The organism is Pseudomonas sp. LTJR-52 (assembly GCF_003691465.1).
Lineage (GTDB): Bacteria > Pseudomonadota > Gammaproteobacteria > Pseudomonadales > Pseudomonadaceae > Chryseomonas > Chryseomonas luteola.
The window spans coordinates 5,311,986-5,334,607 of record NZ_CP033105.1; the positions used below are offsets into that span (position 1 = coordinate 5,311,986).

Sequence of the window (22,622 nt, forward strand, 5' to 3'; positions counted from 1 at the left end):
AAAGCGTGATGGCTTCGTGCCACTTTAACATTGACGCACGTTGGGGAATTCGGTATGCACATTGTTCGGTTCTTCCCTATTGGCAACGCTGATACCTGCTTGATTGAGCTAGAAAACGGCCGCCGAATTCTCTTCGACTTTGCTGATATGCATTCGCCGGATGATGCTGAGGACAAGCGCTGCGACCTTGAGAAGGAGCTGCGTGACATCCTCGGCGATGACAAGACCATTGATGTAGTCGCATTCACCCATCTAGACCAAGATCACTGTAATCGCGCCAAGGAAGTCTTTTGGCTGGAGCATGCCGCCAAATACCAGGATGACAACCGCATTAAGATCAAAACTTTGTGGGTGCCAGCGCATGCGGTATTGGAGGAGGGCGTTACAGGGCAGGCACGTACGTTGCGCGCTGAAGCGCGACATCGTTTTATTAAGGGCGAAGGAGTCCGTGTCTTTTCGCGCCCTGAAGAGCTCGATGATTTCTTGACTGAGCGTGGCATCGAACCGGCCAAGCGGCGCAATTTGATCTCTGACGCTGGGACGCTGTGTCCTGAGTTCAATCTGTCACATGATGGTGTGGAATTCTTCGTTCACTCTCCGTTCGGTAAGCGAGATGAGGAAGGTGTCGTGCGGGTCCGCAACGATGATGCACTATTTATGCAAGCTACGTTCGAGGTGGATGGCCAACAAACTAAGCTGATTCTGTCTGCAGATGTTACCCACGATGTGATCGATGACATTGTTCAGGTCACCCGGTACCACCAGCGTGAGTCTCGGTTGGAATGGGATATCAATAACATTCCGCATCACTGTAGTTATAAGTCTCTGTCCGATGAGAAAGGCGAGGAGAAGACTGAACCTAGCGAGTCTTCAGAATGGCTCTATGAGAAGGCTGGGCAGCCTGGTGGGCTTCTAGTCTCCACTAGCAAGGTCATTCCTAGCGATGATGAAGACAAGCAGCCTCCTCACCGCCAAGCGGCGGCATACTATAAGGACGTGGCTCGAAAACTGGATGGCGAATGGGTGGTATCGATGGAGCACCCTACGAAAACCAAGCCAGAGCCGCTTGTCATCGAGATCAAGAGCAATGGCTACAAAATTAAAAAGGAAGCTCGGAATATCGTCATTGCGACTCCTGCACCACGCGCAGGGATTTGATTATGGTGCATATGTTCGATACGCCTCGCTCGCAGCTCGCAAGATCAGTAGTTCAGTATCTAAGCGAGGCTCAGAGCTATCCATATGCGAAACTAGTAGGCGTAAGCCAAAAGGGCAGGTTGGACCAGCTGGATATCGAGCTTGAGCTTGAGCTTGATCAGCGTAGAAAAGTACCTATCTGTTCCAAGGAACCGATTAGCATCCTGTTTTGTGCAGACAGTAACCTGTATTCACCTAGGGTGCGATCCACGCGTAACGACTTTCCGGTTGGCATGGTACACACCAATTTGAATCCTGATTCAGATGGTGGTTTATGTCTGTGTATTTGGGAGGAGAACTGGGCGGACCTTGCCACGGGACTCACCGGCCAAGCGTTGATTGAGCGTATCAGGACCTGGTTTTCCTCTATGGCCGCCGGAACAATTCATGACTCTCAGCAACACCTTGAGCCGTTGATTCACCCGGGCGCTCATACGCTTATTGTTCCACCCGGCCTAGCTGGACATACTTGGTACATTGAATGGGTAGTTAAGGATGTTGAGCGTTTCTTTGTCTCGGTCGGGAGTCAGCCTCCTAAAAATGCAGGGAAGGCGAAGTTTTCTATCTACGCTAGGCGACTGCCTTCGCAATTACATCGTGGTCTCGCGGTAACCCCGCATGACTTGCAACTGCTCGACCAGCTTTGTAAGGACTTAGGATTCGATCTCATCGGGGACTTTATTAAGTGGCTTAAAGAACCTGAGCAACTAGCAAGCGCATCTGAACTGTCACCATTATTACTACTAACCGTTCCCAAACGGCGCACTGACGAAGGCGAGGATGAAGAACCGGAGATCTGGTGTTACAGCTTCAGCCAATCGATTGCCAACCTCGGCGAGAGTTTAAACGTCACAGTAACTGCCGCCGGTATCACCACATTGAATTTTTTGGGCGGTACCGATGGTCTAGATCTATCCAGTATCAGAATTGAACCATGGCGGGTACTCGCGCGCCTAGATCGTTCAGCGGCACGGATGTTTTCCGGAGTCGCCCGATCAAAGGATGCACGGCTGCTCGGGATTGGAGCAGGAGCGATTGGTTCGAATGTCGCTATGATCACCACCCGTTCAGGATTGGGAGTGTGGACAGTTGTAGACGACGACGTTCTTCTCCCTCATAACATCGTCAGGCAAGTACAAAAAGACGATGTAGTGGGGTTAAACAAAGCTGAGACTCTTAGACACGAGCTTGACAGCATTCTGGCAGAGGCAGGCAATACAGCTATCAGCATTGATGTACTCAGGCCAGGGGAGGCCGCTCAAACATTAGATGTCGCGTTGCGCACTGCCGAATTAGCGGTCGACTTTAGTGCTTCTCCGGCTGTATTGAGCTGGTTGTCTGAGCAGACGATCAACCGTGCAGTAAGTGCGTTTTTCGGTCCTAGTGGGTCGGATTTGGTTGTTCTTGCGGAGGGCTCATCTAGAGACGTTCGTATTGACGAGATTGAAGCCCAGTATTTCTGGGCCGTAGCCCGCGATGACAAGATGAAAGGTCATCTGGCTGCCGCACGGATGGACCGAATTCGCTACGCCAACGCCTGCCAAGATCTATCCCGACCGCTGCCACCTTGGCAAGTACATACCTTGTGTGGTTTAGCAGCCGGACGTCTCATGCAGATTATCGACGAGGTTGATGCGAGCTTCCGGGTATGGCGGATGGATACGATTTCAGGTGCGGTCGATTCGGTCGATATTCCGGTGCACCCTGTGACACGACTTGTTTCCGCTAAGATTCGCGTGACTATCACCCATGCGGCTATCCAGACAATGCGGCAGCTACGGCACCAGTGCGGCAAGGATGAGACTGGTGGTGTTTTGCTCGGAAGTTTTAATCTTGAGCGCAATGTGCTGCATATCGTTGCTGCGCTGCCTGCACCACCCGATAGCAAAAGATCACCCACATATTTCATTCGCGGGATGAAAGATCTCAAGCCGCTTATCGAGGATATTGCCGAAGCTTCTGCTGGACGGTTGCATTATGTCGGCGAGTGGCACAGCCACCCTGCCGGTGCATCGGTTAAACCAAGCAACGATGATGAAGAGGTCTTTAGTCATCTACGTTGCCATATGGAGCCGGTTGGCTCTCCCTATGTGATGATCATCTGCGGAGAGCATGAGACTTGGCTTCGTGCGGGATGGCAGGAGCGTGGCGAGGTTGAAGGGATAGTGCATGGAAGCAAATGAAGATTTATTGGTCTCGCATGATACAACGTGCGACACCCTTGCGCTGGCTCTATCAGGTGGAGGGGCGAGAGCTATGGCGTTTCATTTGGGCTGCCTCCGCGCCTTGCATGACCTAGGGATTCTCCAGCAGGTGTCTACGATCACGGCGGTCTCAGGCGGTAGTGTTCTGGCAGGACTTTATTGCAGTCACCCTGGTGACTTTGAGGCCTTTGAAGCCCGTGTACGTGAAATATTGAGGCAAGGCTTTGTTGTGCCGGCTTTGAAGCGGCTTTTCACTTCGCTTGATGGCGTGACAGCTACTGGTTATGCATCTGCTCTATTTGTCGAGCGTATCCTAGCCTCAACTGCTCGCTTGGCTTTAAAGCTGGCGGGTAGGGCCAAAACCGGTGAGCACTGGCCAAACGTGTCACCATTTTTGCGAAAAGCCAGCCGCACTACGATACTCCGAAACGTGTTCAGTAATACGTTTCGCGGTTGTATGCTGAAGCAGCTCAGGCAAGATCGCCCTGCGTTAATCGTCATCGCGTGTGAGCTACGGTCCAAGGCAGCGTTCTATTACACTCGCGATACTCTCCACTGCTGGCGCTACGGCTCATCGACGTCCGATGGGGTGGAATTAGCAGATGCAGTGATCGCCTCCGCAGCATACCCTGCCGCGTTACCAGCTTTGGACCAGAGGTTGATCTTCGATAAAAACGGAGCGAAGACGGCTCATCGTGTAACGCTCACTGACGGTGGGGTTTATGACAATCTCGGCCTTGCTCCGCTTTGGCCGGAGCGTACTTTTTCTGAAAGCCTTGAGGTGCCACGTCACGACAGAATCATCGCGTGTAGAGCTGGCTATGGCTTAGATGTGGCTGAACCGTCGTCCATCTGGATGTCGCGTATGGAGGCTGCTTTCGAAAGCGTATTCGCCAGAGCACAGAATCTTGCGACCAACCGGCTGTTTGACTTAAAGAAAGCAGGGAAACTGAAAGGGGTACTGCTTCCATATCTTGGACAGAAAGACAACACACTTAAGTTTACTGGTCCTGATATGGTCAGTGGTGAGGAGATAGCAGGCTATCCCACCAATTTCCGCGCTATGGATACGGAGTGGATCGAGCGTCTTGTTAGACGAGGAGAGCAGATTGTGCATGCTCAAGTTAAAGAACACTGGCAGTGTTATATAGATATGGCCACCAAGCGGGCCAACACCTAGGCTTTCCTTTCAGTTACAGCAGCGGTCGTATCGTAATTAGAGGTAACCTCCAAACACTCAAAGGTCCAAGGGCCCAGTACGGCTTAGAAATATTAAATAGGGGCTTAGGTAATAGGCTTTAGAGGGAGAGTGACCTTGACTTAGCCAAGTTGGATTCAGGCCAGGAACATCAAGTTAGACACGCAAGCCGCGACCCTATACAACGCATCATTTGCTTTGCTGAACTACGTAGGGGTTGCTTATATGGTGTCAACCCGGGAGGCAGCTCTTTGACCGCTATTCTTATAAAGAGGAACGAGCCGCCCCAGAGTGCTGACAAGACAACCAGCAGACTCCAATCCTTACCTGTCATCGCACTCATGCAGCGCCGCTCCCCGGTTATCAAAGAATGCTAGAAAGCAGCAGCTCTGAAGAGTATTTCCAGGCGCCAGCTTCTGAATCATCTTTATGCCGCAGAGGCTCCTGGCATAACCATCCGTTTCTGACTTTCAAATCCCGTGTAAGGTGACACCGACGCTTGAATGGATAGCCTCCATTCGTGACATCTGAAGCGATGGGATGGCTGTATGATGCAGAGGCGCTACGCTCATGCATGGATTTGATCAGGACAGCTTGGGATGACTACAGAGACGGCAAGCAGGGACTGGGTGCGTCGCAGCGATAGCGCCTCGAGGATAGAGCGCATCGAAGCCTACTTCAGCGGTCATGGTTATGAACCCCATCGCCACGATACCTATGCCATTGGCCGTACCTTGTCAGGCGTACAGAGCTTCCACTACCAGAAGAGCATGCGTCATAGTCTGCCAGGCGGAACCCTTGTCCTGCACCCGGATGAGCTGCATGACGGCGAGGCGGGTACCGAGGCAGGCTTTCGCTACCGGATGATCTATGTCGAGCCTGCGATCATTCAGCAGATTCTGGGGGGTAAGCCGCTGCCTTTCATTGCAACGGGCCTTTCAACCGACCCGCGTCTTTGCAGAGCGCTTGAGGCCTTTATGCAAGCGATGGACTGTCCTCTCGAGACGCTTGAGGAAGAGGATGCGTTGTACGACTTGGCGCAGGCGCTGGACGCTGTTGGTAACAGGCGTCGGGGCAGGCGAGCCTATGACTTCCCGGCAGCAGAACGAGCACGCGCGTATATCCACGCAAGTCATGGTACAAGCATCACACTGGATGAGCTTGAATATGCCAGCGGGCGGGATCGCTGGAGTCTTTCCCGGGATTTTCGGGCACTGTATGGCACAAGCCCGTACCGATACATGACGCTTAGGCGGCTGGACAGGTGTCGGAAATTGCTTCTGGATGGTTTTAGTCTTGTAGAAGCAGCCCTGGCAGCTAGTTTTTTCGATCAGAGCCATATGACTCGCCATTTCAAACGGTGCTACGGTGTTTCGCCGGCCCGCTGGTTAGACATGCTGGGCCGGTAAACCTGCACGATCGTGCAAGAGTTATCCGTTCAGTCCCGTTAGCGTAACGGTTCCACAAACAAAGGAGCCGACACCATGAACACTGATGTAATTCAAGCGCCCTACCAGTCAATCAATCTGCTGCAGAAGTTGTCGCTGGTTAGCGAGCAGTGGTCACCCAAAGTTGTTGCTGAGATGAACAGCTACCAGTTTAAGGTTGTTCGAATCCAGGGAGATTTCATCTGGCATTCTCATCCAGAAACAGACGAGACCTTTCTGGTACTTGAAGGCACGCTTCGGATTGACTTTCGGGACGGTAGCGTGACGCTAAAAGCAGGTGAACTCTATGTGGTCCCCAAAGGGGTTGAGCACAAACCGTACACTGAGCAAGAAGTAAAGCTATTGCTGATCGAGCCACGGGGTGTTTTAAACACTGGCCAAGAAGGCGGAGAGCGGACAGCGCCTAATGACGTCTGGATCTAATAGATCAGCATTCGATAACAGGCCTCAAGCTCCCGCCGTCTCGCTCAAACAGTCGAATATCAAGCAGTGTTTCAAGCCGGGCAAGTTCACGGTTGACGATGGGCTGTGAGCTGAATAACTGCCGGGCGGCACCTGTTACGTTGCCGCTGCGCATAACAGCCCGAAAGATTTCAATATGTCGGATTGTAAATTCATAGGCATACCTGCTCAGGTTGCCTATTTGAGCTGGTAGTAGTATGACCTACAGATGATTATCCCTATTTGAAAATGTAAACAGAAGAGCAGCGTTTTATGGAGCCTATTGAGCGAGTCCGCGGTATTTATGAGGGAAGAAACAAGTCTTCTGCATACAAGGATCTTGTTTGGACAGTAGCCACCACGAGTGATACCTCGTTGAGCATGAGGGATCAGACGGTTCAGACCCTCGCTACGATCGAGCGTAACCTTGCTGAGCTGGGCTCTTCGAAGCAGCTGATCGTTTCTGCCCAGGTCTATATCGCAAATATGCAGGATAAGCCTCTGATGGACAGCATCTGGTGTGACTGGATCGGAAGTAACCCAGATCACTGGCCTCAACGGGCTTGCTTAGGCGTTGCCCTTGAAGAAAACGTGCTTATTGAGGTTACAGTTACGGCTATAAGAGCTCATCGCTAGCATTCTTGCTGTTGTCGCTGAGTTATACCCCAGCGACTACTACGCTTAGGAGCTAATCAGTTCTGGCAGAAACGAATGCGATTACCAAAAGGATCATGGACTTCCATAACCTTTCCCCACGGCTGGTGAACAATCTCTGGGCGACCGTAGCTATAGCGTTTTGCTAATAGCTCATCGCGAAATGCCTCGATGTTTCGCATCGGTACAAAGATTGTCGAGCCCGGACTGGCATCGCCATGGTGCTCGGAAAGATGGAGCTTTAAGCCGCCTCGATCAATGCCAAGGTAAAGTGGTAAGTGGGCTTCAAATCGATGTTCGAACTCAATGGTAAAACCCAAAAAATCTAGATAAAACTCGCGGGCCTTCGCTTCTTCAAACATCCGAAGGATCGGAATAGGTCTCTCGAAGGCTGGGTTGTTTTGCGTCTGACTCTCTTTTGAAAGTGCTGCTGATGCAGTATTCCAGTCCCTGTAGCCTAGTTGATGGGAGACCAGCTCAAGCGCAGTAGAGTGGGTTATATCTTGATTACGCTCTGTTAATGAAGCGCGTAACCTTTTGGCCATCTGTTTGGCTTGCTCAGTTGAAGTCATCGTTCCTCCTGAAAGCGAAGCGTCCTGGAGCTCGCATTACCAATGCTTCGGTGATCAGAGAAGCGATTGAGAAAGAAGCATGGCTGCTTTCACCTTACCCAAGGGGCGCGAGCGGCGGGCAGCAACGGCCCGCTACGATAATACTTGACTTAGCCCCAACGGCGAAACCTAGTTGTGATAGACATCAGATGCGCTTGCTTCACATCCTCTGCCATGACCTCGGTTATCTAAGCCCTGTAGTCGCTGGGGTATACCTTAGCTACAGTTTAAAGAAGCCACTCGATACTGCGTTTTGGTGGCTCTTGATTTTAGAATCATCCAGAACGCAGTATCCTGTTCAACTAATGATTTATGTTAGAGGTGGCTAGGGGATCAGCAGGACTCAACTTGTCAGCCTTAATCGCATAGCATGTTAGCGCTCTTGTTACCTCCTTTATTGGAATTTGTCCCTCATCTGCGAGCGCCTTAAGCGCAGCAACTACAATAAAATAACGGTCAACCTCAAAGAAACTTCTAAGCGACTCGCGCGTATCCGAGCGGCCAAATCCATCGGTGCCTAGACAAACCAGCTTGCGGTCCATGATGAACGGGCGGATCTGATCGGCAAATGCTTTCATATAATCCGTGGCGATTACCATTGGCCCGACTCGGCCGTGTAGACATTGAGCGACATAACTTGTCCGAGGTGAGTTCTCGGGATTAAGCATATTCCAGCGCTCGACTTCCAACCCATCACGACGCAGCTCGGTCAAACTTGTTGCGCTCCAGATATCACTAGTCACCCCAAAATCTTGCTTGAGCAGGTCCGCGGCGGCAATCACCTCAAGAAGAATCGTGCCGCTTCCTGCCATTTGCACATGAGGTCCCTGGGCCTGAGTTTCTGAGCGAAGCAAATACATGCCCTTAATTACTCCCTCTACAGCACCTTCTGGTAGAGCAGGATGAGTATAGTTTTCGTTCATCAGGGTGATGTAGTAATAGATATCTTCCTGCTCGACATACATACGGCGCATGCCGTCCTGGATGATTACAGCAAGTTCATAAGCAAACGTAGGATCGTAGGAAACACAGGAAGGAATAACAGACGACAGGATGTGACTATGTCCATCGTCATGCTGGAGACCTTCACCCATCAGAGTCGTGCGTCCCGCAGTTGCCCCAAGCAGGAAACCTCGGGTTCTAGCATCGGCGGCCGCCCAGGCGAGATCACCTACACGTTGCAGGCCAAACATTGAATAAAAGATATAAAAGGGAATGGTCATCAGGTTATGGTTGGCATAGGCCGTTCCCGCAGCGATCCATGACGAGATAGCTCCTGACTCATTAATTCCTTCCTGAAGGATCTGGCCATCCTTGGTCTCCTTGTAATAGCTCAGCTGGTTGGCATCCTGCGGAGTGTAGAGCTGGCCTATAAAGGAATGGATTCCAATCTGACGGAACAGGCCTTCCATGCCAAATGTTCGGGACTCGTCAGGTACGATTGGAACGATGAGTTTACTAAGCCTGGAATCTTTTAGAAGGATTTGGAGGATTCGGACAAACGCCATCGTTGTCGAATAGCTACGCTCGCCGCTTTCTTTCAGCAGTGACGAAAAAGCCTCTAACCCAGGAACCTCGAGCGGCTCAGCGCTTACGAGGCGAGCTGGAATATAGCCACCCAGTCTTGCGCGTCGCTCGGCTAAATAATTGGCTTCAACACTGCCTTGAGCAGGTTTGAGGTAAGGTATTTCTTCCAACTGCTCATCACTGACCGGAAGCATGAATCGATCACGAAAGGCACGGACGGCGTCAGCACTTATTTTCTTGAGTTGATGATTAACATTCTGCCCTTCGCCTGCATCACCCAGACCAAATCCTTTGACAGTTTTTGCCAGGATAACGGTTGGCTGTCCCTTGTGCTGAGCCGCCGCAGAGTAAGCCGCATAAACCTTTTGTGGATCATGGCCGCCACGTGAGAGCTTCCAGATTTCGTCGTCGGACATTTCAGCAACCAGATCAAGCAGTTCGGGATACTTCCCAAAGAAATGCTCACGGACATAGGCGCCGCTCTGGCTCTTGTAGGTCTGGTATTCACCGTCTACACATTCCATCATCCGCTTCTGAAGCAGCCCGCTTCTATCCTTTTTGAGAAGAGCGTCCCAGCCACTTCCCCAAATTACCTTGATAACATTCCAGCCTGCCGCTCGGAACGAGCTTTCTAACTCTTGAATAACCTTGCTATTACCGCGTACTGGCCCATCAAGCCGTTGTAGGTTGCAATTCACCACAAAGATCAGGTTGTCGAGTCTCTCGCGCCCACCCAGCGCAATCGCAGCCACTGATTCAGGCTGATCCATTTCCCCATCGCCTAGGAAAGCCCAAACCTTTCGATCCTGATGATTCTTAAGACCACGGTATTCCAGATAGCGCATAAAGCGGGCCTGGTATGCAGCCATTAATGGGCCGAGCCCCATCGAGACGGTTGGGAACTGCCAGAATTCAGGCATAAGCCGTGGATGAGGGTAAGACGACAAGCCCTGTCGGCCAGCCTCTCGCCTGAAGTTGTCCAATTGGGCTTCGCTGATACGCCCTTCAAGATAAGCACGAGCATAAATTCCCGGTGCCGAGTGACCTTGAATAAAAACCAGGTCCCCATCAAACGTATGGGTACGCCCTCGAAAGAAATGATCAAAACCAATGTCATACAGTACGGCCGCCGAGGCGTACGTTGCAATGTGTCCGCCTACCCCAGAATGCTTACCTGCCCGTAACACCATTGCCATGGCATTCCAGCGAATATAGGCGTTGAGGCGACGCTCTATACCAAGATCGCCGGGATAAGGTTTTTGCCGGTCAGTTGAAATAGTATTGATATACGGTGTTGTTACCTTACCATGCAAGTCGCCATGCTGGGCCTGATCATAATCAATAAGCTGATCAATAAGATAATGTGCCCGCTCGCGACCCTCTAGCGAGAGCACAGATTCCAGTGCATCCAACCACTCTTGCGTTTCTTCAGGATCTAGATCAGGCAGGGTTATATGTTGATTCATGGCCTATTTCCTCTATGCGTTATCCGCTTAACAAATGTGCAATTCATATGAGTGCTACCATCGATTGCATTTGCAATTCATTCCCTGGTATCCAGCAGTAAATGATTTGGGTTACCTGGTTTGAGGTGGTAAAAAGGTCCCGTGTGGCAAATCTGGCTATAACAGTAGGCCGCGAATCTCAGCTAGCAGATCGCCCAGTCGCTTGGTGAAGCGGGCCGCAGCAGCGCCATTGATCACGCGGTGATCATAGGAGAGCGAAAGCGGCAGCATCAGGCGCGGCTGGAAGGCCTTGCCGTCCCATACCGGCTGCATGGTGGCCTTGGATACTCCCAGGATTGCCACCTCCGGTGCGTTGACGATCGGCGTAAAGCCGGTGCCGCCAATGTGGCCGAGGCTGGAGATCGTGAAGCAGGCCCCTTGCATGTCGTCGCCGGAAAGCTTCTTGTTGCGTGCTTTCTCAGCCAGTTGAGCGGCTTCGGCAGCCAGCTGCAGAAGACTCTTCTGATCGACGTTGCGAATGACAGGTACCAGCAGCCCATCCGGCGTGTCCACGGCAAAGCCAATGTGCACGTATTTCTTGCGGATAATGGCCTTGCCACTCGGTGCGAGCGAGGCATTGAAGTCCGGCAATTCCTTGAGCACATGGGCGCAGGCCTTGAGCAGGAACGGCAGGATGGTCAGCTTGACGCCCGCTTTTTCTGCCACAGCCTTCTGACCCACACGGAAGGCTACAAGATCAGTGACATCAGACTGATCGAACTGCGTTACGTGAGGCACGTTCAGCCAGCTGCGATGCAGATTGGCAGCACCTACCTGCATCAGGCGTGTCATCGGAACTTCTTCGATTTCGCCAAACTTGCTGAAGTCCACGGTCGGAACCGGAGGAATTCCGGCGCCACCGGTAGCTGCCGCTGCGGCCGGAGCAGATTTGCTCTTTTGCAGCTGATCCTTTACGTACGACTGGACGTCTTCCTTGAGAATACGTCCTTTCGGACCAGTTGGCGTCACTTCGCTCAGCTCGACGCCAAACTCGCGTGCCAGCATCCGTACAGCCGGGCCAGCATGCACTTTCTTGCCAGGCTGGCCGGTGGGCGTGGGCGCTTGCGGTGCCTTGGCCGGCGCTGGGCTTGGGCTCGCCTGCTTTTGTGCAGGAGCTGCATTTTGCTGAGCCGGTGCAGGCTTCTCAGCCTTTTTCTTCGGTGCTGCGCCTTGAACCTTCAAGGTCAGAATCAGATCGCCAGTTTTGGCCTGATCACCTACCTTGATGGAAACGCTTTCCACCACGCCCGCCTTGGGCGCCGGGATTTCCATGCTGGCCTTGTCGGACTCCAGGGTAATCAGCGACTGGTCCGCTTCTACCGAGTCACCTGCCTTGACTAGCACTTCGATCACATTGGCGCTACCGGTCGAGCCGATGTCGGGCACCTTGATCTCTTCGGTGCTTTCGCCGGCCGTCTCGTGTAGTTCGGTTTCAGCTGGCTGCTCTGCTAGAGACCTGTTCTTATCAGAAGAAGCGTCATAGCGTTCTATATCCAGTAGCAGATCACCAGTTTTGACTCGGTCACCTGGTTTAACATGCATGACAAGAACGCGACCGGCACTAGGTGATGGGATTTCCATACTGGCCTTATCAGATTCGAGTACTACTAGGCTGCTATCTGACTCTACAGTGTCGCCCACGTTGACCAGTATCTCAGTGAGTTCCGCCTCTCCTGCCCCTATATCCGGTATACGAATGGTTTCGGACACAATGCCTCTCTTTGTTTGTTGGAGGAGTCTCTGGCTATGTATGGCATCCCAGGTGTTCTGTTTCAAAAAGATAGACCTTAGGCATATGGATAGCTGCGACTTCCAGGGTTTACAGGCGCAAAACGTATTACACTTCTCTTTAAGAGTTGCAGATGCAACTATCCTGATTATTATAGACCTAGGGAGCGATTGCAAATGCAATCCATAGTTGATATGCCAAATTCTCCTGAGGAGCAGCCCGATTTATGGTTCTCCTTTATCCGTGCTCATAGGTTGATGCTAAAAGAAATTGAGCGACGTCTTAAGACGCAGGGCTTACCGGTCTATGCCTGGTACGATGTGCTTTGGGGGATTGAGTCAGGTATCGACGGTACGAGGCGGATGCATGAACTGGCCGATGCGTTGGCTATCGAGCGGTATAACTTGACTCGAATTGTGGACCGCCTGGTTGAGGATGGCCTGGTCAAACGTTATCGCTCTCCCGAGGACAGGCGTGCGGCCTATGCGACCATTACCGAAAAAGGCCGAGCACTTCGCAAACGCATGTGGAGCATCTATGAGCAGACAGTAGCTGAGCTTTTTACAAGCCAGTTCAATACAGATGAGCAGCTTCGCTTCAGCCAGCGTCTTGATACTGCTTCCAGGGCTGCTCGAAAGGCAGGTTTATAGACTACGGTTATCTAGAATTGATTAGCAGTCGTACGGCTAACGGCATGAGATCAGCATTATCCAGGGGTAACCGAAAAGAGGATAAGACACCCCTATCGCCTAATCGGTTGAGTCAGATTATAACCGAGTCCCTCTGGATTAGCTGCTCTCTATACTTTATGCAACTCTTCGGCTTAATCGGCAATGAGATCTTACTGAACAGATTTAGATGCAATGCAGGTCAATTGATGTGTAGTCGCTGGAGTATACCCCAGCGACTACAGCGATGCAGGACAGCTCCAGCACGCTTTCGGATGTAGTTTTAGGACAACAGCGATGGTTAAAAACAAACCCTCGCATTTTGGGCTATGTTTTCTAGCGGTCTCTTCAGAGCGGCTTCAAGCCGAAGGTTGAGAAAAGCAAACCATTACCGAACAGGACTTCGACGTTGTCTTACTTCCGCTATAAAAGTGCTTACTGTGCCGGACTCATAATTCCCTTCTGGCTTTTCGTAGGAGTAATGATTGCAGGTCTGCTGTATCCAGATTACAGCCAAACCAACCAGGCAATGAGTGAGTTAGGAGCCCAAGGGGCTCCTACACATGTGCTTTCACCGCTGATAAACAACTACCCCCTTGGTTGCCTCTTCATCATTTTCGGTATAGCCGTCAGCAAGTCCTTTCGAGAGTCGAAGCTGGCTGTATTTACTGGGCTGCTCATTGCCATACACGGCATAGCCAGTTTTTCTACAGGCTATTTCTCATGCGATGTAGGCTGCAGTCTTGAGAATCCAAGTACCAGCCAGACGATTCACAATTACAGCGGCCTAGTTATGTTCGCATCGCTATTTCTGGCCAGCGCTGCATGGGGCTATCTCGGCCGCCGACTATTGCAGTCGTCGCCTTTTAGCGTTTTCTCCATAGTTTGTTCGCTGGCTGCTCTAATTACCTTGCTACTTATGGGAAAAGCGTTAGAGGCTGGCCATTATTTCGGCTTATTTCAGCGTATAAATTATGGGGCTTCGGTCGTTTGGATTGCTGGTTTAGCTCTCCTGATGCTCAAGCGATCTCGCCATATGCAAACCTGAGAGGAAGGTAAAGATAGCTATTTTTATGTAGTCATTAGAGTGTACCCCAGCGGTAACAACGAGCAGCTATCGTCTGGGTGTAGCGATGAATAAGCAGAAGGACTTAAACGACCACACCACTTATTCGCTACACCTAACGACTACACTTCAAGCGCTGTTCTACCGGCACTCCACATCCCTCCTGTATCCATCAGACTGTGCCTCACGCTCGGTGCGATATGCCACCCGAATACGTGCCGGAATCGAATGGTATGAAGGGCAGAGCGTTGGTATAAAGTACGTTCCGGTCCGGCGTGAGGCATACACCATGCCCTCTGTGCGGGTCGGGTCAAACGCTTCGATTTCCTCTTTTTCAACATCATTCGAGGCAGAGGCCTCCTGCAGGTCGGGGAAGAGTTCCTTGACCGTCTTGTCGCGTCGGATGATGCCGGCAAGCCCTGGCTTTCGATCCAGCGTCCAGCTGGCCTGCCCGGTCACAAAGGGGTTATGGTGCCCCATGACCTTCGCTATACGGTTGTCTCGCTCCTTTTCCCATTCACTGACCGGAAAGCGCTTGTCCCAATCCATGAACAGCTTTTGCTGAAGCCGTGAGAGGGTAATGCCGTAGCGGTCACTCATGTAAAAATGCGTTCGAGCAATCAGGCCCTTTACCGTGTCCCGCGGCTCAACCGTGCGCAGCGCAGGATCGATCCTGAGATCACAGCGCCCGTAACGGCTGGCCGTGCCCGGCAGTTCACCGTACAGATAGCTGCCTCGGTCGGCATTGGCCTCTCCAATGGCGGGCGCCAGGTTGTGCAGGTCCGCATCGATCCGGTTAAACAGGGGATCAGCCCGGCAGGCGCCTGAGCCGCCCTCGCGCCAGCACTGGAGCTGATGGCCAAAGGACCAGACGCTCTGGATGTGCTCCCACTCAAGGCGAATGGCGCGATCGGGCAGGGCGCGGGTCTGGTAGCCGCAGGATTCATGATCCATGACGCCGCCACTACGGCCTACCCATTCCCACTGGCAGCCGCAGTAGAGATCACCCGAGGCCTTCTCGCCAGCATTCTGATCCCCATAGATGTCGTTACGCAGGAAGTGCTTGGCATCGTAATAGGTTTCCGGGGCAGCCCATGTCACTCCCGAGAAGGTTAGCGCCAGCAGGACCAGAGCGGCTCTCATGGTTCAACGGCCTCGGGGTTGGCAACTGGCTTGCGGGTGAGCTTGTGCCAGAGCGCGACGGCAAGGGTGGGGATCACTACAAACAGCATCGCGGATAGTACAGCCGCTACACATAGCATCAGGCTGCTCACTGCAATCCACTGCACGGCCTCAAAGGTCCACGGGACTAGCCAGCGCTCGACCTGGATAAACAGCCCCTCGATATAGGGAAAATGAGCCGAGCGGATGAACCAGAGCAGGGCGCCAATAAACACGGCAATAGGGGTAAAGGTAATCAGCCCATAGCTCAGCCGGTGGAGATCTGTCAGCGTAGGTACCGCATGAAGAGATACAAGGAACAGAGCAGTGATAATGAGCAGGCTCAAGGGATCGCTGTCCGCCTCGGTCCACAGGCTCCAGAGGATTTCCTGTATGGCCGAAGGTATCCAGTAGAGGATTCCCATGACGTCTTGCGGGGGAGTAGGAATGTCATAGGCAATACCCGTCAGCAGGCACAACAGCACGCAGCCCACGGCGCAGGGTGCCAGTCCTTCCAAAGCTCGCCCCATATAGCTGAGCGGCCCTGGGAAGAAGGTGTAGTCGACATGGCCAAGCGTACCGTCTACATCACTGCGCTTGTACAGCGCTATACGGGTGAGCTTGAAGCCCATGCACAGGCAGACAACGGCGCGGGCGGTTTCGCGTATGGGTGAGCCCACCATGCCGGTAAAGGCATAGGCGGGCCATGTGGGCAGTCTGGGACTGGCAATCAGGAAATGCTTGGCAAGGCCGGTCAGGGCCAGCACAGCGGCGGTCACACCCAAGAGAGCAAGTAACTGTGTCATGACGGTTTTCCTGGTGGGGTGGCCCCTGTACGCATCAGCGCTTACAGGGGCTTATTGCTTAGGGAAGCATGGCTCTTACAGGTGAGCTGTAGCCTTCAGACGTACCTAGCCCCAGCGCCTCCTGAAAACTCAGCGAGATCCCCTTCTTGAAGTCAGCAAACGGGCTCAGGCGCGGAGTGTAGTTTTTCATTTTCAGCTTGCCGTCATCGTCCGGTACCAGCTGGCGCACCAGCTGCTCAAGGGTCAGCTGATCATCAATGATGCCGATGTTCTTGGCCGTACCGGCTTCCCAAACCAGCCCCTCAAACATACCCTCGGTGGGTTTTAGCCTGTCTCCACGGCCCTGCTTTACGTCTGCGATAAACCGCTGGTGAGTCGCGCCCAGCACGGTTTTCCAGTACTGGACCTGCTCATCCCTGGCGGGCGAGAACGGGTCCAGCATCGACTTGCTGGTGCCGGCGGTATACACGCGGCGCTCGACATCAAAGAGCTTGATGGTCTTGTCAAAGCCAAAGCCGGTACTGATCACGCCAATCGAGCCCACAATGGCCGTGGGAGAGGCATAGATCCCCCTGGTGGCCGAGGCAATGTAGTACGCGCCGCTTGCGCCAATGTCCTCGATCACGGCAAAGATGGGCTTTTCCGGATGGCGCTGGCTTTCATAGCGGATCTCGTCATAGACGCGCTTGGATTGGACCGGACTGCCGCCGGGGCTGTTGATGCGGATGGCCACCGCCACGGTGTTGGGGTTTTCCATGGCCTGACGCAGGCCCTTGTTGATGCGATCGGCATTGGCCGGTTGCTGGGCATCGATCGGTCCCATCACATCCACTACGCCAACATGGCTGGCCCCTTCGTTGACTTCCGAGGCCTCATCAAACAGGCGCAGGAAGTACCAGGTGTTAAAGGCGCTGAGCAGGACGATCAGGAGCAGCATACCCTTGAAGATCAGGGTCCAGCGGTGCCGGGCGCGGCTCTGCTTGACGGTGCCCGACACCCACTTGTCAAAGGTGTGGATCTGCATGAGGCGCTGGCGCTCCTGCAGGACCTCGATGGAGTCGTCCGGGGAATAGGGCGGTACATCACTACTTCGGTTGCGTTTAAACCAACTCATCGTCATGCCTCCAGTGGATCTTTTTTGGGTTTGGTATAGGGCGCAATGGCGCGGCACTCGGGATAGCCAGAACAGCCCCAGAACCGGCTGGCGCGTTTGGCATCCCCTTTCCTGCCCATGCGAAGGGTCATCGGGCGCCCGCAGTCGCCGCACAGTGGGCGGTCTTCATCACTGATGGGTTTTTGCGGCAGGCCCTTCTGGTCGGGAAAGGTCTTGTTGCAGGTGTCGCGGTTGGTACAGCCCCAGAAAAAGCCCTTCTGGCCCTTTACCCGGCGCAGCTCGGCCCCGCAGGCGAAGCATTTATGGAGCGTGCCCCGCGCTTCGCTAAAGGTCTGCTTGAGCGCTGCCGCCTGGGTGCTGCCCTGTCCCTCAGTGGCCGCAAGGCTGGCTTTAAAACCGTGAACAATGCGCGAGACCCAATCGGTGATCTTGCGCATGAACTCATCCTGACTGACTTCACCGCGTGCAACCCGCTCCAGCTCCTGTTCCCACGCGGCCGTAAGCCCGGGTGATTTCAGAGCAGGCGGCAGGGCCTTCATCAGCGCTACCGCCTTGTCGCTGGCGTGCAGCTGGCGCTTCTTGCGGATCAGGTAGCCGCGATCTACTGCCGTCTTGATGATGCTGGCGCGTGTGGCCGGTGTACCCAGCCCCGAGGTCTCCTTGAGGATGCGGCGGAACTGTTCTTCGGTGACGTAGCGGCTGATGTGCTCCATGGCCGAGAGCAGGGTGGCTTCGGTGAAGTAGGGCGGATGCCGGGTGTGCTTGCTGGTGACTTCCGGCCCGCTGATGATGGCCGGCTCGCCCTGGTTGACTGGGGGAAACGCGGTGCTCTGCTCCTCCGCGTCATCCTCTTCATTGCTATCGGCTTCGCTAAAGGCTTCAGTGTCCGGAAACAGGATCTTCCAGCCTTGTCGAGTCGGCTGGCGTCCCTTGGCAATGAACTCGTGCTTACCGGCCCGGACATGGATCACCGTGCGGTTGAATTCATGGTGTTCGTAGAACTGGGCGATGTAGAAGCGGCGGATGGCGTCGTAGAGGTTGCGCTCGATTTCACTCAAGGCGCCAAGGTTTATCTTTTCAGCAGTCGGAATAATCGCCTCATGGCTCTTGCCTTCGAGCTGCTTGTCGTTAAAGCATCGACCCTTGCGCTTGAGGTCAGCGCCAGCAATCAAACCGGAAATGCTCTGGTCGCTGAGCATCAATGCCTGCATGACCTCCGGCGCTTCGGCGTGCATGTTTTCCGGCAGGTACCGGCATTCGGTACGGGGGTAGGAGATAGCCTGATGGTTCTCGTACAGGGACTGAGCCGCGGCAAGTACTTCGTCGGCGGTGTAGCCAAAGCGCACGTTGCCGTACTGCTGAAGGCTGTTCAGGTGAAAGGGTAACGGCGCACTCTCTTTAGAGGGGGTCGTCTCGGCCTTCTCGATCACGGCAGCCGTGCCGGTCAGTTGGGCGGCAACCTGTTCGGCGAGTGTCTTGTTTATGCAGCGCCCAACTTCATCGGTACATTCCTCGGGCGGTACCCACTTCGCCCGGAACTGGCCACGCTGTACGGCGACGTCGGCCCACAGGTCCCAGTAGTCTCTGGGAACAAAGTTGGCAATGGCCTGATTACGGGTCACGACCAGATTGATCATGGGACAGACCACGCGGCCCACATGCAGGGTTTCCTGAAAGCCTGCGCCACGGGCAATGAGGGTAAACAGGCGGGTGCCGTTCATGCCAACCAGCCAGTCAGAGCGCTCACGGCACACGGCGGAGTGGTAGAGGTTGATGGTGTCCTTGCCCGGCACGATGGCATCCAGTGCCTTGCGCAGTCCCTTGGGGTTCAGGGCCTTGATGCACACCCTGTACAGCGGACCCTGATAACCGGCGTAACGGATGACATTACGGGCAATGGCTTCGCCTTCCCGGTCAAAGTCAGTTGAGATGTAAACGGAGGAGGCTTTTTTCAGGAGTTCAGAAACAATCCTGAGCTGATCGCGGGTCTTGTTGTTGGGCTGGTGCTTCCACTCGCCGGGCACCATGGGCAGGTGATCCAGCGTCCAGCCTTTCCACGCTTCGGAATAATCATCGGGCTTTAGCGCCTGCAGGAGATGACCAATGCACCACGTCACAAAGGTGCCTTTGCCATTGTGCATACAGCCCTTGCCGGTCCTGTCACAGCCAAGTACCGCAGCCAGCGCGCGGCCTTGGCTGGGCTTTTCGGCCAGATATACGTCCACACTCATAAATCACCCCTTGATCGTCTGATCGAGGCCAGTTGGCGTTCAGTGGGAGGCTTGCCTGCGCCAAAGTGCAGCACGATCTCGGTGAGCTGCTCGCGCTGGCGCGTCGTCATGTCCTTGAACTGGCGATAGGGTTCGCCCTTGCGGATGGCACGACGCAGGCTGTTATCAAAGAAACGGTTTTCGGTGGAGTAGAGCGTCTCGACCGCCGCGACCTTGCCGCTGTCCTTTAAGGTAATGGCCACGATGGCGTAGTTCTGGGCGTACAGCTCGTCGCTGATGCGCCAGTTAAGCCCGATCTCCTCGGCAATCTCGGCGGCGACGGAGCGTACTTCCTCGACATCGGCGTGGCGGCGCTTCTCCTCGGCCTCTTCCTTTTCCGGACCGGTAAAATCCGTGACATGGATGCCACTGCCATCCTTGAGCTTGCCCAGCAGCTCCTGATTGACCAGGTTGAAGGCCTGGGCAATGTCTCGTCCGCCCGGGCTTTGCTGGCTGGACTCGGGTGCGTTCCCCTCGGGAATATCGTCCTTGTTGAAAAACAGCACATTGGTTGAGTAGAGCAGCGCGACGATGACGCCCAGCGCCACCAGCTGAGGAATCATGAGCGCGTCTCCCTGGGCTGGGGCCTTTCCTTGTGCAGGGCATAGAGCAGCTTCCAGTCCCTGACTACCGTTTCCAGCTGTGGGAGGCGGTGGTTCTGCTGGATGTCCTGCAGCATGACCGTAATCAGGCATACCGCATCCAGCGGGCTCTGCGCGTTGGCGGCTTCGGAGAGCATGACCAGAAGGTCTCTATAGGAATCTTCATCTACCTGCACGGCGTCCATCACTGGCCTCCGGTCATCGCATGGCTGGTTTCAAACATGGCCTTGAGCGGGTCCTGTACCTGACGTGCCGCCATGGGTGCAGCGGCCAATGGCCCGCTTGAGACGTCCTCAGCCTGAGCCTGCTCGGGCAGATCCTCAGGCGAAGCCGACTCGTTGGCCGCGTTGTGCTCGGCATCCGAAATCCTGCGACCAAAGTTCAGGGTGAATTCGGTGACGACATCCCGATCGGCTGCGGGCAGGGTCTTGATCTCGATAAAGGGCGAGGCCTCGACGGCAGCGCTGATGACGGATTTGTTGTAGGCGTCGTTATGGGAAGAGCGGATGACTTCGAACCCGGTTAGAACTCCGTCTGGTCCCACTTTTACCCGGACCTGTGCACCATGCTTTTCGTAGTCCTCGGGTGCTTTCCAGTTCTGGCCCACCCGTATGCCCACCGCTGTAACCATGTTCTGGTAGGCCGGGGTCTGCGCCAGTGCTGCCAGTCGCTTCTGGTGTGCATCCTCAGCTTCTGGAGGTGTGCCTACCTGACTGGGCTTGATGCTGTAGCCAAAGCTTGCGAGGTCTTTCTCGGGCGGTGATACCTCATCCTGACCTGTTGGGCTTGTGCTGGCTGGAGGCGTCTTATCCTCTGAGGCAGGGGTTGGAGTGGTTTCAGGCGATGCGCCAGCGGTCATCTCCTCTTCAACAGGCTCCGTGGTAGGCGGAACCGTCTCTACACCCTCGCGGGTAATCTTGTGCTCAGGCGCCTGGATGGGCTGGGGTGGAGGCTCGCCTGAGAATTCATCCTCTTCAAAGTCGGCGTCCGGGTCGATAGCGAGGGAGGTATGTGAGGCTCCGGTATCCAGCTGAGCTGCCTCTCTCTTTAATGCCGGATCGGTGTCCTGTGACATCGGCACATCACTGCTGACGGGCGTCTGTGGGATCGAATGTTCCGGCTTGCCCTTGTGGGTGGCTACATAGGAGATGCCCAGTCCGCAGAGGATGGCCACGGCCAGAAGCGTCATCCTTTTCGGCGACTTTTGTTTCTTCTCCTGTTCAGGTTCGCGCTCTGCCTTGATCTCGGGAAGTACTGTTTCATCAGTAGGTGTTGTCATGGTCCGGCTCCGTCAGGATCAGTGGATGTTCAGGGCCGCGCAGCCGCCAATGGATTTGGGCCGCACACTGCTTTTCACGATGGCGCGGGTCGGCGCCGAGAGGTCTGATCGGCTACAAAAGCCCCGCCATGCCGCCAGATAGCTGTTGTAGTCATAGGTGGGCGCGCGGCACCGTCCGGTGAGGTAGTCCGGAATGCCCAGCTGCTGGCCTTCATCGGTCACAAACTGCCAGTCGGCTTCATCCATGCCCTTGCCGTTGTCGCAGTAACGTACCCAGCGGGAGGTCTCGTAGATGGAGTAGCCACGCGCCCGGTCTGGACGTGCCGCAAAGGTCTGGGTGTGTACCACCGGCACCATGGGTACGGCTGGCGTCCGGACGCGGGTGGGGTCGTAGACGATGCCGCGCCGTGGATCGAGCGCAGCGCCATTGCGGGTCTCGGTGTTGAAGTCACCGCCCAGCGAGTGGACGTAGGCAGGTTGGCGCATGGCGGCACCGGCGCGGCCCGTATTGATCCATGCCAGTGACAGCGAGCGGTCCACCCGCGAGGCGCGTAAGGTCAGCTCCTTGTAGTAGGCCGCGTACATCTCCAGCCGATTAAGCGCGGCCTGGTTTTCCTCGGTCGGGTATTGCTCAGCGATGCGTTTAAACTCGGGCAGGTTCATCTCTACCCATTCGCGCGAGGGCTCGTCCGGTATCTCAGGCAGCGGGTGCAGCCTGGCTTGCAGACCCATGCAGCCGGACAGGGCAAGGGAGAGCACTGCAAGAGAGACAAAGGATTTATTCGTCCTCATCCGTCCACTCCTCTTGCTTGCCTAGCGTCCTGAAAAAGAGGGTGCCCTCTATGCACTGCCCATAGACGCTTTCCAGCAGGGCGCCGGCGTCGTGGGGTTGGGTATTGGGAAACTCGGAGGTGACCTTCGATATGTAGGGCAGCAACACATCAAGCAGCCGGGGCTCGTCAGTGCTTGCGCTGTCGCAAAAAATGGCGCGTAGGGTTTGAGTGGTTCCGCCGATGGAACTGGCGATTGCCCAGACTGCGTCGATTTCGGCCTGATTCTTTAAAACAAGGTGAACAGTGCCGTCGGGTTTGGAATATGCCTGCATGTGAAACTGCTCCGTTGTGAGGTGGAAACAGTCTACG

At 54.5% G+C, this 22,622-nt stretch carries 21 protein-coding genes; 8 read left to right on the top strand and 13 right to left on the bottom strand.

What is annotated here, in order from left to right; translation table 11 throughout:
* The first annotated feature begins 54 nt into the window (after nt 1-54).
* From EAW52_RS24600 to EAW52_RS24625, 5 genes are all read left to right on the top strand, one after another.
* Complete coding sequence (locus EAW52_RS24600; protein ID WP_122044473.1) at nt 55-1,158, top strand: hypothetical protein; 1,104 nt, start codon at nt 55-57, stop codon at nt 1,156-1,158.
* Nucleotides 1,159-1,160: 2 nt separating this feature from the next.
* Nucleotides 1,161-3,380: a Mov34/MPN/PAD-1 family protein gene (locus EAW52_RS24605; protein WP_218567908.1), complete on the top strand. Its 2,220-nt coding sequence runs from the start codon at nt 1,161-1,163 to the stop codon at nt 3,378-3,380.
* The gene (locus tag EAW52_RS24610; RefSeq protein WP_122044474.1) at nt 3,367-4,581 is read left to right on the top strand and encodes a patatin-like phospholipase family protein; all 1,215 of its coding nucleotides are present in this window, start codon (nt 3,367-3,369) and stop codon (nt 4,579-4,581) included. Before EAW52_RS24605 ends, EAW52_RS24610 begins: the two co-directional genes overlap by 14 nt.
* Nucleotides 4,582-5,198: 617 nt before the next feature.
* Nucleotides 5,199-6,008 (top strand): AraC family transcriptional regulator, encoded by an 810-nt coding sequence (locus tag EAW52_RS24620; protein WP_122044475.1) that lies wholly within the window; start codon nt 5,199-5,201, stop codon nt 6,006-6,008.
* A gap of 75 nt (nt 6,009-6,083) precedes the next feature.
* On the top strand, nt 6,084-6,470 hold the full coding sequence (locus tag EAW52_RS24625; protein ID WP_122044476.1) for a cupin domain-containing protein: 387 nt from the start codon (nt 6,084-6,086) through the stop codon (nt 6,468-6,470).
* Nucleotides 6,471-6,474: 4 nt separating this feature from the next.
* On the opposite strand, the gene EAW52_RS24630 is transcribed toward EAW52_RS24625, so the two are convergent.
* Nucleotides 6,475-6,708 carry a LysR family transcriptional regulator gene (locus EAW52_RS24630; RefSeq protein WP_372238938.1) on the bottom strand — a complete coding sequence of 78 codons (234 nt, stop codon included), beginning with the start codon at nt 6,706-6,708 and terminating at the stop codon, nt 6,475-6,477.
* Nucleotides 6,709-6,869: 161 nt separating this feature from the next.
* On the opposite strand from EAW52_RS24630, the gene EAW52_RS27040 reads away from it, so the two are divergent.
* Entirely contained in the window at nt 6,870-7,124 is a 255-nt protein-coding gene (locus EAW52_RS27040; RefSeq protein WP_372238939.1) for a Rid family hydrolase, read from the top strand.
* Nucleotides 7,125-7,180: 56 nt separating this feature from the next.
* Here EAW52_RS27040 and EAW52_RS24640 read toward each other — a convergent pair whose 3' ends face one another.
* The 3 genes from EAW52_RS24640 to aceF all read right to left on the bottom strand — a co-directional run bounded on the left by EAW52_RS24640 (nt 7,181) and on the right by aceF (nt 12,495).
* Nucleotides 7,181-7,714 (bottom strand): glyoxalase superfamily protein, encoded by a 534-nt coding sequence (locus tag EAW52_RS24640; RefSeq protein WP_122044479.1) that lies wholly within the window; start codon nt 7,712-7,714, stop codon nt 7,181-7,183.
* A gap of 341 nt (nt 7,715-8,055) precedes the next feature.
* Nucleotides 8,056-10,746 carry a pyruvate dehydrogenase (acetyl-transferring), homodimeric type gene (gene aceE / locus EAW52_RS24645; RefSeq protein WP_122044480.1) on the bottom strand — a complete coding sequence of 897 codons (2,691 nt, stop codon included), beginning with the start codon at nt 10,744-10,746 and terminating at the stop codon, nt 8,056-8,058.
* Nucleotides 10,747-10,902: 156 nt separating this feature from the next.
* Complete coding sequence (aceF, locus tag EAW52_RS24650) at nt 10,903-12,495, bottom strand: dihydrolipoyllysine-residue acetyltransferase (RefSeq protein WP_122044481.1); 1,593 nt, start codon at nt 12,493-12,495, stop codon at nt 10,903-10,905.
* Nucleotides 12,496-12,690: 195 nt separating this feature from the next.
* Between aceF and EAW52_RS24655 the strand changes: the two genes are divergently transcribed.
* Nucleotides 12,691-13,164: a MarR family winged helix-turn-helix transcriptional regulator gene (locus tag EAW52_RS24655; RefSeq protein WP_256680685.1), complete on the top strand. Its 474-nt coding sequence runs from the start codon at nt 12,691-12,693 to the stop codon at nt 13,162-13,164.
* Between the two features lie 427 nt (nt 13,165-13,591).
* Nucleotides 13,592-14,230, top strand: a complete 639-nt coding sequence (locus tag EAW52_RS24660) for a DUF998 domain-containing protein (RefSeq protein ID WP_122044482.1) — start codon at nt 13,592-13,594, stop codon at nt 14,228-14,230.
* Between the two features lie 159 nt (nt 14,231-14,389).
* On the opposite strand, the gene EAW52_RS24665 is transcribed toward EAW52_RS24660, so the two are convergent.
* From EAW52_RS24665 to EAW52_RS24700, 9 genes are read right to left on the bottom strand one after another with little or no spacing between them, the layout of a single operon-like run.
* Nucleotides 14,390-15,391 (bottom strand): endonuclease, encoded by a 1,002-nt coding sequence (locus EAW52_RS24665; protein ID WP_122044483.1) that lies wholly within the window; start codon nt 15,389-15,391, stop codon nt 14,390-14,392.
* Nucleotides 15,388-16,215: a hypothetical protein gene (locus EAW52_RS24670; protein ID WP_122044484.1), complete on the bottom strand. Its 828-nt coding sequence runs from the start codon at nt 16,213-16,215 to the stop codon at nt 15,388-15,390. Before EAW52_RS24670 ends, EAW52_RS24665 begins: the two co-directional genes overlap by 4 nt.
* 58 nt (nt 16,216-16,273) lie before the next feature.
* Nucleotides 16,274-17,329: a S49 family peptidase gene (locus tag EAW52_RS24675; protein WP_162997719.1), complete on the bottom strand. Its 1,056-nt coding sequence runs from the start codon at nt 17,327-17,329 to the stop codon at nt 16,274-16,276.
* A gap of 2 nt (nt 17,330-17,331) precedes the next feature.
* Nucleotides 17,332-19,560: a DNA topoisomerase 3 gene (locus EAW52_RS24680; protein ID WP_122044486.1), complete on the bottom strand. Its 2,229-nt coding sequence runs from the start codon at nt 19,558-19,560 to the stop codon at nt 17,332-17,334.
* Entirely contained in the window at nt 19,557-20,162 is a 606-nt protein-coding gene (locus tag EAW52_RS24685) for a TonB C-terminal domain-containing protein (protein WP_162997720.1), read from the bottom strand. The genes EAW52_RS24680 and EAW52_RS24685 overlap by 4 nt, the downstream gene beginning before the upstream one ends.
* Nucleotides 20,159-20,386 (bottom strand): hypothetical protein, encoded by a 228-nt coding sequence (locus tag EAW52_RS26105; RefSeq protein ID WP_019364582.1) that lies wholly within the window; start codon nt 20,384-20,386, stop codon nt 20,159-20,161. Before EAW52_RS26105 ends, EAW52_RS24685 begins: the two co-directional genes overlap by 4 nt.
* Nucleotides 20,386-21,480 carry a TonB C-terminal domain-containing protein gene (locus EAW52_RS24690; protein ID WP_122044488.1) on the bottom strand — a complete coding sequence of 365 codons (1,095 nt, stop codon included), beginning with the start codon at nt 21,478-21,480 and terminating at the stop codon, nt 20,386-20,388. Before EAW52_RS24690 ends, EAW52_RS26105 begins: the two co-directional genes overlap by 1 nt.
* Nucleotides 21,481-21,498: 18 nt before the next feature.
* On the bottom strand, nt 21,499-22,272 hold the full coding sequence (locus EAW52_RS24695) for a hypothetical protein (protein ID WP_122044489.1): 774 nt from the start codon (nt 22,270-22,272) through the stop codon (nt 21,499-21,501).
* On the bottom strand, nt 22,259-22,585 hold the full coding sequence (locus EAW52_RS24700) for a hypothetical protein (protein WP_125890158.1): 327 nt from the start codon (nt 22,583-22,585) through the stop codon (nt 22,259-22,261). Before EAW52_RS24700 ends, EAW52_RS24695 begins: the two co-directional genes overlap by 14 nt.
* Nucleotides 22,586-22,622 lie beyond the last annotated feature (37 nt).

Bases quoted from the DNA above. Each gene is read 5' to 3' on its own strand.
- EAW52_RS24600 (WP_122044473.1), top strand. From the start codon at position 55: ATGCACATTGTTCGGTTCTTCCCTATTGGCAACGCTGATACCTGCTTG.
- EAW52_RS24605 (WP_218567908.1), top strand. From the start codon at position 1,161: ATGGTGCATATGTTCGATACGCCTCGCTCGCAGCTCGCAAGATCAGTA.
- EAW52_RS24610 (WP_122044474.1), top strand. From the start codon at position 3,367: ATGGAAGCAAATGAAGATTTATTGGTCTCGCATGATACAACGTGCGAC.
- EAW52_RS24620 (WP_122044475.1), top strand. From the start codon at position 5,199: ATGACTACAGAGACGGCAAGCAGGGACTGGGTGCGTCGCAGCGATAGC.
- EAW52_RS24625 (WP_122044476.1), top strand. From the start codon at position 6,084: ATGAACACTGATGTAATTCAAGCGCCCTACCAGTCAATCAATCTGCTG.
- EAW52_RS27040 (WP_372238939.1), top strand. From the start codon at position 6,870: ATGAGGGATCAGACGGTTCAGACCCTCGCTACGATCGAGCGTAACCTT.
- EAW52_RS24640 (WP_122044479.1), bottom strand. From the start codon at position 7,714: ATGACTTCAACTGAGCAAGCCAAACAGATGGCCAAAAGGTTACGCGCT.
- aceE (WP_122044480.1), bottom strand. From the start codon at position 10,746: ATGAATCAACATATAACCCTGCCTGATCTAGATCCTGAAGAAACGCAA.
- EAW52_RS24655 (WP_256680685.1), top strand. From the start codon at position 12,691: ATGCAATCCATAGTTGATATGCCAAATTCTCCTGAGGAGCAGCCCGAT.
- EAW52_RS24665 (WP_122044483.1), bottom strand. From the start codon at position 15,391: ATGAGAGCCGCTCTGGTCCTGCTGGCGCTAACCTTCTCGGGAGTGACA.
- EAW52_RS24670 (WP_122044484.1), bottom strand. From the start codon at position 16,215: ATGACACAGTTACTTGCTCTCTTGGGTGTGACCGCCGCTGTGCTGGCC.
- EAW52_RS24675 (WP_162997719.1), bottom strand. From the start codon at position 17,329: ATGAGTTGGTTTAAACGCAACCGAAGTAGTGATGTACCGCCCTATTCC.
- EAW52_RS24680 (WP_122044486.1), bottom strand. From the start codon at position 19,560: ATGAGTGTGGACGTATATCTGGCCGAAAAGCCCAGCCAAGGCCGCGCG.
- EAW52_RS24685 (WP_162997720.1), bottom strand. From the start codon at position 20,162: ATGATTCCTCAGCTGGTGGCGCTGGGCGTCATCGTCGCGCTGCTCTAC.
- EAW52_RS26105 (WP_019364582.1), bottom strand. From the start codon at position 20,386: ATGGACGCCGTGCAGGTAGATGAAGATTCCTATAGAGACCTTCTGGTC.
- EAW52_RS24690 (WP_122044488.1), bottom strand. From the start codon at position 21,480: ATGACAACACCTACTGATGAAACAGTACTTCCCGAGATCAAGGCAGAG.
- EAW52_RS24695 (WP_122044489.1), bottom strand. From the start codon at position 22,272: ATGAGGACGAATAAATCCTTTGTCTCTCTTGCAGTGCTCTCCCTTGCC.
- EAW52_RS24700 (WP_125890158.1), bottom strand. From the start codon at position 22,585: ATGCAGGCATATTCCAAACCCGACGGCACTGTTCACCTTGTTTTAAAG.